This is a genomic window from Mesorhizobium sp. CAU 1741 (genome assembly GCF_039839275.1).
Lineage (GTDB): Bacteria > Pseudomonadota > Alphaproteobacteria > Rhizobiales > Rhizobiaceae > Aerobium.
Genome location: NZ_JBDOQP010000009.1, coordinates 12965 through 29030, shown reverse-complemented (window position 1 = coordinate 29030; position 16066 = coordinate 12965). Strand labels below are relative to the sequence as shown.

Below are 16066 nucleotides of genomic sequence, written 5' to 3'. Positions count from 1 at the left end.
CTTGCGGAACATCTCGACGCCCGTCACCGTCGTCTTCGACGTGTTGCGGATGCCGACGATCTCGACTTCCTCGCCGACCTTCACGATGCCGCGCTCCACGCGACCCGTCACGACCGTGCCGCGGCCCGAAATCGAGAACACGTCCTCGATCGGCATCAGGAACGGCTGGTCGATCGGACGCTCCGGCGTCGGGATGTACTTGTCCACTTCGGCCATCAGCTTGCGGACCGCGTCCTCGCCGATCTCCTTGTTGGAATCCTCAAGTGCCGCAAGCGCCGAACCCGCAACGATCGGAATGTCGTCGCCCGGGAACTCGTACATCGACAGAAGCTCGCGAACCTCGAGCTCGACAAGCTCGAGAAGCTCCGGATCGTCGACCTGGTCGACCTTGTTAAGGAACACAACGATCGCCGGAACGCCAACCTGGCGCGCCAGAAGAATGTGCTCGCGCGTCTGCGGCATCGGGCCGTCGGCAGCCGAAACGACCAGGATCGCACCGTCCATCTGCGCGGCACCCGTGATCATGTTCTTCACATAGTCCGCGTGGCCAGGGCAGTCGACATGCGCGTAGTGACGCGCTTCCGTCTCGTACTCGACATGCGCCGTCGAGATCGTGATGCCGCGGGCCTTCTCCTCAGGCGCCGCGTCAATCTGGTCATAGGCGCGGTACTCGCCGAAATACTTCGTGATCGCAGCCGTCAGCGACGTCTTGCCATGGTCAACGTGACCAATCGTGCCAATGTTCACATGCGGCTTGTTACGCTCAAATTTACCTTTGGCCATGTGACTTCTCCATTCCTTGCGCGCCCGGACGGGCGACTATTTCTGCTTGCGCGTCCGCTATCCGGTTACGCGAACTTCTTCTGGATTTCCTGGGCGACTGCGGTCGGAACAGGCTCGTAATGGTCGAACTGCATCGTGTACTGGGCACGGCCCTGGGACATCGAACGCAGCGTGTCGACATACTTGAACATGTTGGCCAACGGCACCATCGCGTTCACCACGACCAAGATGCCACGGGTCTCCTGACCCTGGATCTGGCCGCGACGACCGTTGATGTCGCCGATCACGCCGCCGACATATTCCTCAGGCGTCACGACCTCGACCTTCATGATCGGCTCGAGAAGCTGCGCTCCCGCCTTCTGGGCGCCTTCACGGAAGGCCGCACGGGAAGCGATCTCGAACGCCAGGACCGAGGAGTCGACGTCGTGGAAGGCACCGTCGATCAGCGTCGCCTTGACGCCGAGCATCGGGAAGCCCGCAACCGGACCGGAAGAAAGCACGCTCTGGATGCCCTTCTGGACGCCAGGAATGTATTCCTTCGGCACCGCGCCGCCGACGATCTTGGACTCGAAGACGAACTCTTCGCTCTCCGGGTTCGGCTCGAACACCAGCTTGACGCGTGCGAACTGGCCCGTACCGCCGGTCTGCTTCTTGTGGGTGTAGTCCACTTCGGCAACCCGCGTGATGGTCTCGCGGTATGCAACCTGCGGCGCGCCGACATTGGCTTCCACCTTGAACTCGCGACGCATGCGGTCGACGAGAATGTCGAGGTGCAGCTCGCCCATGCCCGCGATGATGGTCTGGCCGCTTTCCTCGTCGGTCTTGACGCGGAAGGACGGGTCCTCGGCGGCAAGGCGATTGAGCGCGAGGCCCATCTTTTCCTGGTCGCCCTTGGTCTTCGGCTCGATCGCGATCTGGATGACCGGCTCGGGGAACTCCATGCGCTCGAGGATCACCGGCTTCAGCGGGTCGCACAGCGTGTCGCCCGTGGTGGTGTCCTTGAGACCCGCCAGCGCCACGATGTCGCCAGCAAACGCTTCCTCGATGTCCTCACGCGAGTTGGAGTGCATCTGCAGCATGCGACCGATGCGTTCCTTCTTGCCCTTGACGGTGTTCTCGAGCGACATGCCCTTGGTGACCTTGCCGGAATAGATGCGGGCGAAGGTCAGGGAGCCGACGAAGGGATCGTTCATGATCTTGAACGCCAGCATCGACAGCGGCTCTTCGTCGGTGGACTTGCGCGTCGTCTCTTCCTCGGTCTTGGGATCGATACCCTTGATCGCAGGAACTTCTTCCGGCGACGGCAGGAAGTCGATGACCGCGTCGAGCAGAGGCTGCACGCCCTTGTTCTTGAAGGCGGTGCCGCACAGAACCGGATGGAACTTGACGGCAATCGTGCCCTTGCGGATGAGCTTGCGCAGTTCGTCGTTGGTCGGCAGGTTGCCTTCGAGGTAAGCCTCGAGCGCAGCCTCGTCCATCTCGACGGCGGCTTCGATCATCTTCTCGCGATATTCCTCGGCCTTGTCCTTCAGATCGGCCGGAATCTCGGTGATGTCCCACTGTGCGCCGAGTGTCTCGTCGCGCCAGACGAGCGCCTTCATCTCGATGAGGTCGATGACGCCCTTGAAATCGTTTTCGGCGCCAATCGGAAGCTGGATGGCCACGGCAACCGCACCGAGGCGCGATGAGATCATCTCCAGGCAGCGATAGAAATCGGCGCCCGTCTTGTCCATCTTGTTGCAGAAGATCATGCGCGGGACGTGATACTTCTCGGCCTGGCGCCACACGGTCTCGGTCTGCGGTTCGACGCCGGCATTGGAGTCCAGCAGCGCGATGGCGCCATCGAGAACGCGCAGCGAACGCTCGACCTCAATGGTGAAGTCGACGTGGCCGGGTGTGTCGATGATGTTGAAGCGGCGCTTCTTGCCGTCACGGCCTTCCCAGAAGGTCGTCGTCGCGGCGGACGTGATCGTGATGCCGCGCTCCTGCTCCTGCTCCATCCAGTCCATGGTGGCCGCGCCGTCATGGACTTCGCCGATCTTGTGCGACTTACCGGTATAGAAAAGGATACGCTCGGTGGTCGTCGTCTTGCCGGCATCGATGTGGGCCATGATGCCGAAATTGCGGTAGTCTTGGATCTTGTATTCGCGGGCCATGGTAATGCCTCTCGATTCCAGCTCGCCGGATTACCAGCGATAGTGCGCGAAGGCGCGGTTGGCTTCGGCCATCTTGTGCGTGTCTTCACGCTTCTTGACAGCAGTGCCGCGATTGTTGGCCGCGTCGAGCAACTCGCCCGACAGGCGGTCGACCATGGTGGTCTCGTTGCGCTTGCGCGCAGCCGTGATCAGCCAGCGGATCGCCAGGGCCTGGCGGCGCTCGGGACGAACATCGACCGGAACCTGGTACGTGGCACCGCCAACGCGGCGCGAACGCACTTCCACATGCGGCGCGACATTGTCGAGCGCCTGATGGAAGACCGTGACCGGCTCCTGCTTCGTCTTCGTCTGAACCTGGTCCAGCGCGCCATAGACGATGGTCTCGGCGACCGACTTCTTGCCGTGATACATCACGGCGTTCATGAACTTGGTAACCACGAGATCGCCGAATTTCGGATCCGGATTGATCTCGCGCTTTTCTGCACTATGGCGTCGGGACATGTTCTTCGTCTCTCACGATCGTCGGCCTGGCGCGACAAGCAGCGCCGAAACCAGGAAACCTTACTTCGGACGCTTGGCGCCGTACTTGGACCGGCGCTGCTTGCGGTTCTTCACACCCTGCGTGTCGAGCACGCCGCGGATGATGTGATAACGCACGCCCGGAAGGTCCTTGACGCGACCACCACGGATCATCACCACCGAGTGCTCCTGAAGGTTATGACCTTCACCCGGGATGTAGCCGATCACTTCGAACCCGTTGACAAGGCGAATCTTCGCAACCTTGCGCAATGCGGAGTTCGGCTTCTTCGGCGTCGTCGTATAGACGCGCGTGCATACGCCCCGCTTCTGCGGGTTGGCCTGCATGGCCGGAACCTTATTGCGCTTCACCGGCGCTATGCGCGGCTTGCGGATCAGCTGGTTGACGGTAGGCATCAAACCTTCCTTCTATCTCAAAACTCGTGTCTCAAGCCCTTCACAGAGCTGCCCGGAGGACCATTTCCATACGGCAATTCGGGCAACAAACCACCTGAGGCGGTCCTGCCCGAACAAACGCAGAGGAAGCGGAAACCGCTTCATGCAAGCCGGAAATGTCAAGTCGCTCTTAAAAAACGAACCCTGTTTGAGACCTGCTCCAAGGCGTGTCGCCTCGAAAAGGAAAGCCTCACATCGGCTCAGACGAGGCGGCTTCTACTCGCTACACCCGACATCGTCAAGTGCACGCGGGGAAGAATCCCGCCAAAACCAGCACTTGGACCCTCCTGGCGCGCGTCGGGCAACATTATTGCGTCAACTGGCTGCAAGACGGTCGCTTCATGACCCGCCCGGACCTGTCGTCGATGGCCGAAACATGCAAGAAGGGGCACGAGGCTGATGCCTGACGCGTAGATAGGGAATCACCTGATGAATGACAATGAGCAACGTCCCGTCACGATCATCGTAGGGAGGGTCTGGCGCAAGAAAGGCGGCCCCAGCGAAGGCGTGCACGTGATGCTCGTTGCGCCCGACGACGATTCGGCGGTGCGCACCGCACTGGAGGCACTGGCCCGCGAGGGCTATGCCGAGGCGGAGTTCGACCAGATCGGCGACATGGAAGGTGCCCCCGAGGACGAGCCGCATCTCTCGGCATGGCAAGGGGCGGTTGAAGGCGAGGTGTCCATCGTCTCGTTCGACGAGCCCTTTTGAGGCGAAACCCGTCGTCCGCCTTCAGCGAACCAAAGCCAAGCCAGACTTTGCGGGAAAAGGACCGCCTGACCAGGGGCCACCAGCCAGGCGGTCAATGGTATGCGATCCCGAAAACGAACCACAACCGTCAGTCGCAAAAGCGATTCGGTCGAAACCTGAATGCCGCGCAACCGACTCCTGTATATCTTGATCGCAGATGTGGACATACTCCCAAATGGGTATGTCACCTGAACGGCACCACGCTATTGGTCGGCGCGAAACCGAGCCAGCAGCGCGACGAGTTCACCCTGGCGGTGTGTTGCCGTCTTGTTGAACACCAATTTCACGCGCTGGCGGACAGTTCCTTCCGACAGGTTGAGGAGTTCGGCCGCCTCCAGCAGGGACCGGCCATTGACCAGCGCCTCGCACAGACGAATTTCGGCTTGCGACAGGTTGAAGGCATAGCGCAGCGCGGTGGCGTCGAGACGGGTCTGCCCACCAATCAGCGTCGCGATAACCAGCAATAGCAGCGGTCGGGGCCGCACCAGCAAGGGTGGTCCGCCATCGGCGTGTTCGGGTGCAGGCGTGAGAGACGCACGCATGATCCTCTCCGCCGCCCCGAAGGTGATGGCATTGTTCGCGACGGCCAGACCGTCGACCAGGCGCCCGACGGATTCCTCAAGCCAACGTTGCGCCGTCGGGTCGCGCAAAGACAACACGCCATGAGAGCTGCCGACCAGAACCGCGCCCTCTAGCGCGGCTGCGGCTTCCCGATTGGCTTCGCTTATGCGCCGTTCGCGGTCGATGAGGAATGCGGCGCCGTCGATGCGCTCGATCAGCGCACCAAGCCGCAAGCCGCCTTCGAGGCCTGCCCGCAGCAGCGCCGCGCCCTGCACGGCGTAGCCAAGACGCGGTTTCAGTTCGGCCAGTATCTCCGCTCCCAGCGGGTCATAGTCCGCATGCCTGGCAAGTTCGTACTGCCAACCGACGACAACCGTGTTGTGCGCGTCGACATCGAGCCGCAGCCCTGCCCCCGCCTCCGCATTGCCCTGTGGTGCGAGCCAATCGTTGAAGAATTCGCTGTCGCGGAATGCCGCGGATGGACTGTCGCGCTCGGAAAGACCGATCCTGCCGGGTGGTTGACCGGCCCAGAAGTCCACCCAAGGATTGATCGACGCGTAGTAGGCTCGGTAGGATTCGAGGTAATGCGGCGCCATGCCATGCTGGAATGCAGCATTTATGGTCCCGCGCGGCATGTCGTAGTTGATCAGGCTCATCATCGAGCCCGGCAGTGCGTCGGTCAGCTTTCGGCAGATTACCTCCCAGCCGATTCTTCCCCACGCCGCTTCACGCAATAGATCTGACACGTCCCCGACGACGCGGCGTACAATATTCTCGCTTCGAATGACACATGTCTCCCAAATCCCCACGCCACGATAACAGGCTGTCGGGTTTTGTCTCTAGCGAAAGTGGAGCAAGGCATAAATTCAACGGCTTGATGAAATCGCCAGTATTCTGGGATGGATTGGTCGCTGCTGCCCAAGTCGGGCAAGGCTGCTTCTACTTCGGGTGCACGTCGCGGGTTGGCACAGTCATGGCGCAATTGAAGCTGCCGACGACTTGACGGCGCTTATTGCAGTGCAGCGATAACCAACGCGGTCTACTTGCGCCCTCGCAGCCAACGGACAAGAAAAAAGCCGCCGGCAGTGCCGGCGGCTTCGAAGTCTTGGAGAACGGCGTCGCCTATTCGGCGGCGTCGTTCGTCAGGTCGGCCAGCATCGGCGCCGCCGACTCAGCCCCTGAGGACTTGCGGCGCTCGTCGAGGATCAGTTCATCACGCGATGTCGCGATCCGGCGGATCTGGCTCATCTGGCCGCCGGTACCGGCGGGGATGAGACGGCCGACGATGACATTCTCCTTGAGGCCCTGCAGCGTGTCGGTCTTGCCGGCAACCGCTGCCTCGGTGAGAACGCGTGTGGTCTCCTGGAACGAAGCCGCAGAGATGAAGGACGGCGTCTGCAGCGAGGCCTTGGTGATGCCAAGCAGCACCGGCAGGCCGGCTGCCGGCTTCTTTCCGTCCTCGATCAGGCGATCGTTGATCTCGTCCAGTTCGATCACGTCGACGTGGTCGCCCGGGATGTAGGTCGAGTCGCCCTGCTCCGTGATCTCGACCTTCTGCAGCATCTGGCGAACGATCACCTCGATGTGCTTGTCGTTGATCAACACGCCCTGCAACCGGTAGACCTCCTGGATCTCGTTGACGAGATAGGAAGCGAGTGCCTCCACGCCCTTGATCGCCAGGATGTCGTGCGGTGCCGGATTGCCGTCGAGGATGTAGTCGCCCTTCTCGATGGAGTCGCCTTCCTGGAGATGGAAAGGCTTGCCCTTCGGGATCAGGTACTCGACCGGCTCGAGCTGCTCGTCATGCGGCTCGATGACGATGCGGCGCTTGTTCTTGTAGTCCCGGCCGAAGCGGACAGTACCATCGATCTCGGCGATGATGGCGTGATCCTTCGGACGACGCGCCTCGAACAGTTCGGCAACGCGCGGCAGACCACCGGTAATGTCCTTGGTCTTGGCGCTCTCCATCGGCAGGCGTGCGACGACGTCGCCCGGCTGCACGGTGGAACCCGGCTCGACCGACAGGATCGCCTCGACCGACAGCAGGAAGCGCGCGTCGCCGCCCTTCGACAGCTTCTGCACCTTGCCCTTGTCGTCAAGAACCGTGATCGCCGGCTTGAGGTCGGTACCACGTGGCGTCGAACGCCAGTCGATGACCTCGCGCTTGGTGATACCGGTCGACTCGTCGGCCGTTTCCTGCACCGAGATGCCGTCGACCAGATCCTCGAAGGCCACCTTGCCACCGAGTTCGGTGAGGATCGGGCGGGTGTACGGATCCCACTCGGCGATGCGCTGGCCGCGCTTCACGGTATCGCCGTCATCGACGAAGATGCGCGAACCGTAGGTGACGCGGTGAACCGCGCGTTCCTTGCCGGCCTCGTCGAGGATCAACACGGCCATGTTGCGCCCCATGACGACGAGATTGCCGTCGGAGTTGCGCACCACGTTGCGGTTGCGGATCGCCACCTTGCCCTCGTAGGAGGCCTCGAGGAACGACGAGTCCACGACCTGCGCAGTGCCGCCCATGTGGAAGGTACGCATGGTGAGCTGCGTGCCCGGCTCGCCGATCGACTGCGCCGCGATAACGCCGACAGCCTCGCCCTGGTTGACGGGCGTGCCGCGTGCAAGGTCGCGACCGTAGCAGACCGCACAGACACCGGTCCTGACTTCACATGTCAGTGCCGAGCGGATGCGCAGCGTCTGAATGCTCGCCTTCTCGATCGCATCGACATCGCGTTCGTCGATCAGCGTGCCTGCCTTGACGATAACGTCGCCGGAAACCGGATGCACGACGTCATCGAGCGAGGTGCGGCCGAGGACGCGCGACCCGAGGGACGCAACCACCTGACCGGCATCCACGATCGGCTGCATGGTCAGGCCCTTGTCGGTGCCGCAATCGACCGCGTTGACGATGCAGTCCTGCGCCACGTCGACCAGACGACGGGTCAGGTAGCCCGAATTCGCCGTCTTCAAAGCGGTGTCGGCGAGGCCCTTGCGGGCACCGTGGGTCGAGTTGAAGTACTCGAGAACGGTCAGGCCTTCCTTGAAGTTCGAGATGATCGGCGTCTCGATGATCTCACCGGAAGGCTTGGCCATCAGGCCGCGCATGCCGGCGAGCTGACGCATCTGCGTCGGCGAACCACGCGCACCGGAGTGCGACATCATGTAAATCGAGTTCATCGGCTTCTGACGGCCGTTGTCGTCGAACTCCACCGCCTTGATGCGGCCCATCATCTCGTCGGCGACCTTTTCCGAGCACTTCGCCCAGGCGTCGACGACCTTGTTGTACTTCTCGCCCTGGGTGATCAGGCCGTCATTGTACTGCTGCTCGTATTCCTTCGCGAGCGCCTCCGTGTCGGCCACCAGCTTGATCTTGGTGTCCGGGATGAGCATGTCGTCCTTGCCGAACGAGATGCCGGCACGGCAGGCGTGGCCGAAGCCGAGCTGCATGATGCGGTCGCAGAAGATCACAGTCTCCTTCTGGCCGCAGTGACGGTAGACCGTGTCGATCATCTTGGAGATGTTCTTCTTGGTCATTTCCTGGTTTGCGGTCTCGAACGGCACGTTGACGTTCTTCGGCAGCAGTTCACCGATGATCATGCGGCCAGGAGTCGTGTCGTAGATCTTCGAGACGAGCTTGCCATCCGCATCGACCGTCTTGAAGCGGCCCTTGATCTTGGTGTGCAGCGTCACTGCCTTGGTCTCGAGCGCGTGGTGCAGTTCGCCCATGTCGGCAAACGCCATGCCCTCGCCCGGCTCGTTCTGGTTGACGATCGACAGGTAGTACAGGCCCAACACCATGTCCTGCGACGGCACGATGATCGGTGCGCCGGAGGCCGGGTGAAGGATGTTGTTGGTCGACATCATCAAGACGCGCGCTTCGAGCTGGGCTTCCAGCGAAAGCGGGACGTGCACGGCCATCTGGTCGCCATCGAAGTCGGCGTTGAAGGCCGTGCAGACCAGCGGGTGAAGCTGGATTGCCTTGCCTTCGATCAGGATCGGCTCAAACGCCTGGATGCCGAGACGGTGAAGCGTCGGCGCGCGGTTGAGCAGCACCGGATGCTCGCGGATGACCTCGTCGAGGATATCCCAGACTTCCGGCTTTTCCTTCTCGACCAGCTTCTTGGCCTGCTTGACGGTGGACGAATAGCCCTTGGCGTCGAGACGGGCGTAGATGAACGGCTTGAACAGCTCGAGCGCCATCTTCTTCGGCAGCCCGCACTGGTGCAGCTTCAGCTCCGGACCGGTCACGATGACCGAACGACCGGAATAGTCGACGCGCTTGCCGAGCAGGTTCTGGCGGAACCGGCCCTGCTTGCCCTTGAGCATGTCGGACAGCGACTTCAGCGGGCGCTTATTGGCGCCCGTGATGACGCGGCCGCGGCGGCCGTTGTCGAACAGAGCGTCGACGGCCTCCTGAAGCATGCGCTTCTCGTTGCGGATGATGATGCCCGGCGCGCGCAGTTCGATCAGCCGCTTCAAGCGGTTGTTGCGGTTGATCACGCGACGGTACAGGTCGTTCAGGTCGGACGTCGCGAAACGGCCGCCGTCGAGCGGCACCAGCGGACGCAGGTCCGGCGGAATCACGGGAATGATCTTCATGATCATCCACTCCGGGCGATTGCCGGACTCCATGAAGTTCTCGACGACCTTCAGGCGCTTGAGAAGCTTCTTCTGCTTCAGCTCCGACGTGGTCGAGGCCAGTTCCGAACGCAGGTCGCCCGCGATCCTCTCCAGGTCCATGCCCGAGAGAAGTTCGTGGATGGCCTCGGCGCCGATCATCGCCGTGAAGGAGTCCTCGCCATACTCGTCGACGGCGATCATGTACTCTTCTTCGGACAGGAGCTGGTGCTCCTTGAGCGCGGTGAGGCCCGGCTCGGTCACGATGTAGTTCTCGAAGTAGAGAACCCGCTCGATGTCCTTGAGCGTCATGTCCAGCAGCGTGCCGATGCGCGACGGCAGCGACTTGAGGAACCAGATGTGGGCTACGGGTGCAGCCAGCTCGATGTGGCCCATGCGCTCACGGCGCACGCGCGACAGCGTGACCTCGACGCCGCACTTCTCGCAGATGACGCCCTTGTACTTCATGCGCTTGTACTTGCCGCACAGGCACTCATAGTCCTTGATGGGACCGAAAATGCGCGCGCAGAAGAGACCGTCGCGTTCCGGCTTGAACGTACGGTAGTTGATGGTCTCCGGCTTCTTGATCTCACCGAAGGACCAGGACTGAATCTTCTCCGGGCTGGCGAGCGAAATCCGGATGGAATCGAAGGTCTGGGCCGGCGCCTGAGGGTTGAAAAGATTCATGACCTCTTGGTTCATGCCGTTCTCCTTATGGGGCGGGATGGTGCCCCTTATCTGGAACATCGGCGCGACGCACGTGTCGTCGTCGCCGTCAAAATCTTGCGGCGCGCCGCGGGGCATCCTGCCCCGTGGCGCGTCTTCGCATTACTCCGCCGCGTCGGGCAGACGCGCGGGCGCTTCGTCCTGAAGCGAGTTCTCCAGTTCCACGTTGAGGCCGAGCGAACGCATTTCCTTGACGAGAACGTTGAAGCTCTCTGGGATGCCCGCCTCGAACGTGTCGTCGCCGCGCACGATCGCCTCGTAGACCTTGGTACGGCCGGCCACGTCGTCCGACTTGACCGTCAGCATCTCCTGCAAGGTGTAGGCGGCGCCATAGGCTTCCAGCGCCCAGACCTCCATCTCGCCGAAGCGCTGGCCACCGAACTGCGCCTTGCCGCCCAGCGGCTGCTGGGTGACGAGCGAGTAAGGTCCGATCGAACGCGCGTGGATCTTGTCATCGACCAGGTGGTGCAGCTTGAGCATGTAGATGTAGCCCATCGTCACCTTGCGGTCGAACGGCTCGCCCGTACGGCCATCGTAGAGAACCGACTGGCCGGACGTGTGCAGTCCTGCCATCTCGAGCATCTCGTCGATGTCCGCCTCGTGCGCACCGTCGAAGACCGGTGTCGCGATCGAAACGCCACGCTTCATCTGCTCACCGAGCAGCACGACGGACTCGTCGTCATAGTCGCGCACCGGCTCGTTGCGGTCGTTGGACGGGATGATCGCCTCGATCGTCTGGCGCAACGGCTTGATGTCACCGCTCGACTTGTACGCCTCGATCAGGTCGCCGATCTTCCTGCCCATGCCCGAGCACGCCCAGCCGAGGTGCGTTTCCAGGATCTGTCCGACATTCATGCGCGACGGCACGCCCAACGGGTTGAGCACGATATCGGCATGCGTGCCGTCCTCGAGGAACGGCATGTCCTCGACGGGAACGATCCGCGACACGACGCCCTTGTTGCCGTGACGGCCGGCCATCTTGTCGCCGGGCTGCATCTTGCGCTTCACGGCCACGAAGACCTTGACCATCTTCATGACGCCGGGGGGCATCTCGTCGCCGCGCTGCACCTTCTCGACCTTGTCCATGAAGCGCTGCTCGAGCGCCTTCTTGGACTCGTCGTACTGGCCGCGCAGGGCTTCCAGTTCGCTCTGCAGACGCTCATCCTCGACGGCGAACTGCCACCACTGCGACCGCGGGTACTCCGTCAGTGCCTCGCGCGTCAGCGCGGTGCCCTTCTTGAAGCCCTTTGGTCCGGCGATGACGTCCTTGCCGGTGAGCACGTCGGCCAGACGCGAATAGACGTTGCGGTCGAGAATCGCCTGCTCGTCGTCGCGGTCCTTTGCAAGACGCTCGATCTCCTCGCGCTCGATCGCCATGGCGCGCTCGTCCTTCTCCACGCCGTGGCGGTTGAAGACACGAACTTCCACGACGGTGCCGAAGGCTCCGGGCGGCATGCGCATGGAGGTGTCACGGACATCGGACGCCTTCTCGCCGAAGATGGCGCGCAGGAGCTTTTCCTCCGGCGTCATCGGGCTCTCGCCCTTCGGCGTGATCTTGCCGACCAGGATGTCGCCCGGCTGCACTTCGGCGCCGATATAAGTGATGCCCGCCTCGTCGAGGTTCTTCAGCGCTTCTTCCGAGACGTTCGGAATGTCGCGCGTGATCTCCTCAGGCCCGAGCTTGGTGTCGCGCGCCATGACCTCGAACTCCTCGATGTGGATCGAGGTGAAGACGTCGTCGGCGACGATACGCTCTGACAGGAGGATGGAGTCCTCGTAGTTGTAGCCGTTCCATGGCATGAACGCGACGAGCACGTTGCGGCCCAGGGCCAGATCGCCGAGATCGGTCGACGGACCATCCGCGATAATGTCGCCCTTGTTCACCAGGTCGCCCATGCGAACCAGCGGACGCTGGTTGATGCAGGTATTCTGGTTTGAACGCTGGAACTTCATCAGCCGGTAGATGTCGACGCCCGACTTGCCGGGATCGAGATCTTCCGTGGCGCGGATGACGATACGGGTCGCGTCCACCTGGTCGACGATGCCGCCGCGACGTGCGCCGATGGCGGCGCCGGAGTCACGGGCGACGATCGGCTCCATGCCGGTGCCGACGAACGGCGCCTCGGCGCGCACCAGCGGCACGGCCTGACGCTGCATGTTCGAGCCCATCAGCGCGCGGTTGGCGTCATCGTTCTCGAGGAACGGGATCAGCGCCGCTGCGACCGAAACGAGCTGCTTCGGCGACACGTCCATCAGGTCGACGTTCTCGCGCGGCGCCATCATCACTTCGCCCGCATGGCGGCAGATCACGAATTCTTCCGTGAACGAGCCATTCGCGTCGAGTTCGGCGTTGGCCTGCGCGACGTAGTGCTTGGCCTCTTCCATCGCCGACAGATAGACGACGTCCATCGTGATCTTCCCGTCGACGATCTTCCGGTACGGGCTTTCGATGAAGCCGTACTTGTTAACGCGAGCAAATGTCGCCAAGCTGTTGATAAGACCGATGTTCGGGCCTTCCGGCGTTTCGATCGGGCAGATGCGGCCATAGTGGGTCGGATGCACGTCGCGGACTTCGAAGCCGGCGCGCTCACGCGTCAGGCCACCGGGTCCAAGCGCCGACAGGCGGCGCTTGTGGGTGATCTCCGACAGCGGGTTGGTCTGATCCATGAACTGCGAAAGCTGCGAGGAGCCGAAGAACTCACGCACGGCAGCAGCAGCCGGCTTGGCGTTGATCAGGTCCTGCGGCATGACGGTGTCGATCTCGATCGACGACATGCGCTCCTTGATGGCGCGCTCCATGCGCAGCAGGCCGACGCGGTACTGATTCTCCATCAGCTCGCCGACCGAACGCACGCGGCGGTTGCCGAGATTGTCGATGTCGTCGATCTCGCCCTTGCCGTCGCGCAGCTCGACGAGCGTCTTGACGACCGCAAGAATGTCCTCCTTGCGCAGAACGCGCACGGTGTCCTCGGCGTCCAGCTCCAGGCGCATGTTCATCTTGACGCGGCCGACAGCCGACAGATCATAACGCTCGGAATCGAAGAACAGCGAGTTGAACATCGCCTCGGCGGTGTCGATCGTCGGCGGCTCGCCCGGGCGCATCACACGATAGATGTCGAACAGCGCGTCCTGGCGGCTCTCGTTCTTGTCCACAGCCAACGTATTGCGGATGTAGCCGCCGACGTTCACGTGGTCGATGTCGAGAACCTTGATCTCTTCGTAGCCAAGCTTGATCAGGTCTATGAGGTTGCCCTTGCGCTCCCCGGTCTTCGCGTCGACCGTGACTTCGAGCTCATCACCCGCTTCCAGGTGAATCTCGCCAGTCTCGAGATCGACGATGTCCTCGGCAAGGTAGGCGCCGATCAGATCGTCCTCGGTCGCCTTGATCGCCTTGAGGCCCTTTTCGGCGAGCTGCTTGGCCTGGCGCGCGGTGATCTTGCGACCGGCTTCGACCACGACTTCGCCAGTGTCGGCATCGACGAGGTCGTTGACGGCCTTCAACCCGCGGAAACGCTCCGCATTATAGGGAATGCGCCAGTGATCCTTCGCACGCACGTAGGTCAGCTTGTCATAGAAGGTCGACAGGATTTCTTCGCCGTCCATGCCGAGCGCCATCAGCAACGACGTCGCCGGAATCTTGCGGCGCCGGTCGATGCGGGCGTGCACGACGTCCTTGGAGTCGAATTCGATGTCGAGCCACGAACCGCGATAGGGGATGACACGCGCGGCGAACAGCAGCTTGCCCGACGAGTGCGACTTGCCCTTGTCATGGTCGAAGAAGACGCCTGGCGAACGGTGCATCTGCGAGACGATGACGCGCTCGGTGCCGTTGATGATGAACGTGCCGTTCGACGTCATCAGGGGCATGTCGCCCATGTAGACGTCCTGCTCCTTGATGTCCTTGATCGACTTCGCGCCGGTATCCTCGTCGATATCGAACACGATCAGGCGCAGCGTCACCTTGAGGGGGGCGGCGAAGGTCAGGTCGCGCTGGCGGCACTCGTCGACGTCGAACTTCGGCAGTTCGAACTCATATTTGACGAATTCGAGCATCGAGGCGCCCGAAAAGTCGGAAATCGGGAATACCGACCTGAAAACTGCCTGCAGTCCCTCGTCCGGACGGCCGCCCTTCGGCTCGTCCACCATGAGAAACTGATCATAGGATGCCTTCTGAACCTCGATGAGGTTCGGCATCTCCGCAACTTCCGGAATCTTTCCGAAGAACTTGCGTACGCGCCTGCGACCATTGAACGTGTGGGTCTGGGCCATCGTCGCTCCTTGCTGCCTTCTGGCTTCGTGCTGGCTAAGCGCCAAACTTGCTGACCGCGACAAACGCGCGGTCCATCTAAAACGGGTAAAAACCCGTTTCCTGAAGGTCGCCGCCGGCCCACAGGAAAGAGGTTTCGGAACCAGTCCGGTCCGCGAGCCCGGCGGGCGGGGCCATCGCCCTGCCCGCCGGAAACTTGCGGTCTTACTTCAACTCGACCTTGGCGCCTGCGCCTTCGAGCTGTGCCTTGACCTTCTCGGCTTCGTCCTTGGACACGGCTTCCTTGACCGGCTTCGGAGCACCCTCGACCAGGTCCTTGGCTTCCTTGAGGCCCAGGCCGGTGATCGCACGGACTTCCTTGATCACGTTGATCTTCTGAGCGCCGGCATCCGTCAGGATGACGTCGAACTCGGTCTTTTCCTCAGCGGCCTCGGCCGGAGCAGCACCACCGCCAGCGGCAGCAACGGCCACCGGAGCAGCGGCGGAAACGCCCCACTTCTCTTCGAGCATCTTCGACAGCTCAGCGGCCTCGAGGACGGTCAGGCTCGACAGGTCTTCAACGATCTTGGCGAGATCAGCCATTTTTTCAGTTCCTTTAAGTTCGAACAAAGGTTGTGTTGTTTGTAAGAAACAGCCTTACGCTGTCTCGTCCTTCCGGGCATAGGCGCCGATAACGCGGGCAAGATTTCCTGCCGGAGCGTTGACGACGGCGGCGATCCGGGTTGCCGGCGTTTGAATCATGCCGACGATCTTGGCCCTGAGCTCGTCCAGCGACGGCATGGTGGCAAGCGCCTTCACACCATCTGCATCGAGCACGGATGCACCCATCGCGCCGCCGAGAATGACGAGCTTGTCATTTCCCTTGGCGAAATCGGCTGCAACCTTGGGGGCCGCGACCGGATCTTCCGCATAGGCGATCAGGGTCTGTCCAACGAACAGATCCTTCATGCCTTCGGATTCCGTACCCTGAAGGGCGATAACGGCGAGACGGTTCTTCGCGACCTTGACGGTTCCACCTGCTGCGCGCATCTTCGAACGAAGATCGTTCATGTTCGCAACGGTGAGGCCGGCATAGTGGGCCACGACCACTGAACCCGTGCTCTTGAACACGTCGTTCAGGCCCGTGACGAATTCGCGTTTTTCCGCTCTATCCACTGCCACTCTCCAGTTGACGACCATCCACTACGAACGGTCGTCGGTTGCCTTTTGCCGCACGGGACGCTTCCTTCCG

General features: G+C 62.0%; 10 protein-coding genes. 1 reads left to right on the top strand and 9 read right to left on the bottom strand.

Going from position 1 to position 16066, the window contains the following annotated elements; genetic code table 11:
* The 4 genes from AAFN84_RS24685 to rpsL all read right to left on the bottom strand — a co-directional run.
* A partial coding sequence (locus AAFN84_RS24685; RefSeq protein ID WP_347517400.1) for an elongation factor Tu occupies positions 1 to 783 on the bottom strand: 783 nt, incomplete at its 3' end.
* Positions 784 to 848: 65 nt separating this feature from the next.
* Complete coding sequence (gene fusA / locus AAFN84_RS24680) at positions 849 to 2939, bottom strand: elongation factor G (protein ID WP_347517399.1); 2091 nt, start codon at positions 2937 to 2939, stop codon at positions 849 to 851.
* 30 nt (positions 2940 to 2969) lie between these two features.
* Complete coding sequence (gene rpsG / locus AAFN84_RS24675; protein WP_347517397.1) at positions 2970 to 3440, bottom strand: 30S ribosomal protein S7; 471 nt, start codon at positions 3438 to 3440, stop codon at positions 2970 to 2972.
* A 60-nt stretch (positions 3441 to 3500) separates the two neighbouring features.
* Positions 3501 to 3872 (bottom strand): 30S ribosomal protein S12, encoded by a 372-nt coding sequence (gene rpsL, locus AAFN84_RS24670; protein ID WP_024585419.1) that lies wholly within the window; start codon positions 3870 to 3872, stop codon positions 3501 to 3503.
* A gap of 468 nt (positions 3873 to 4340) precedes the next feature.
* Here rpsL and AAFN84_RS24665 point away from each other — a divergent pair, with 468 nt between their 5' ends.
* Positions 4341 to 4622: a transcriptional regulator gene (locus AAFN84_RS24665; RefSeq protein WP_347517396.1), complete on the top strand. Its 282-nt coding sequence runs from the start codon at positions 4341 to 4343 to the stop codon at positions 4620 to 4622.
* Positions 4623 to 4864: 242 nt separating this feature from the next.
* On the opposite strand, the gene AAFN84_RS24660 is transcribed toward AAFN84_RS24665, so the two are convergent.
* The 5 genes from AAFN84_RS24660 to rplJ form a co-directional block, all read right to left on the bottom strand.
* Positions 4865 to 5968 carry a hypothetical protein gene (locus AAFN84_RS24660; protein WP_347517395.1) on the bottom strand — a complete coding sequence of 368 codons (1104 nt, stop codon included), beginning with the start codon at positions 5966 to 5968 and terminating at the stop codon, positions 4865 to 4867.
* A gap of 376 nt (positions 5969 to 6344) precedes the next feature.
* Positions 6345 to 10544 (bottom strand): DNA-directed RNA polymerase subunit beta', encoded by a 4200-nt coding sequence (rpoC, locus tag AAFN84_RS24655; protein ID WP_347517394.1) that lies wholly within the window; start codon positions 10542 to 10544, stop codon positions 6345 to 6347.
* Positions 10545 to 10670: 126 nt separating this feature from the next.
* Positions 10671 to 14837, bottom strand: coding sequence for a DNA-directed RNA polymerase subunit beta (gene rpoB, locus AAFN84_RS24650; RefSeq protein WP_347517393.1), 4167 nt, complete (start codon positions 14835 to 14837; stop codon positions 10671 to 10673).
* A 202-nt stretch (positions 14838 to 15039) separates the two neighbouring features.
* On the bottom strand, positions 15040 to 15417 hold the full coding sequence (gene rplL, locus AAFN84_RS24645) for a 50S ribosomal protein L7/L12 (protein WP_347517392.1): 378 nt from the start codon (positions 15415 to 15417) through the stop codon (positions 15040 to 15042).
* Between the two features lie 54 nt (positions 15418 to 15471).
* Entirely contained in the window at positions 15472 to 15990 is a 519-nt protein-coding gene (rplJ, locus tag AAFN84_RS24640) for a 50S ribosomal protein L10 (protein ID WP_347517391.1), read from the bottom strand.
* Positions 15991 to 16066: the final 76 nt, after the last annotated feature.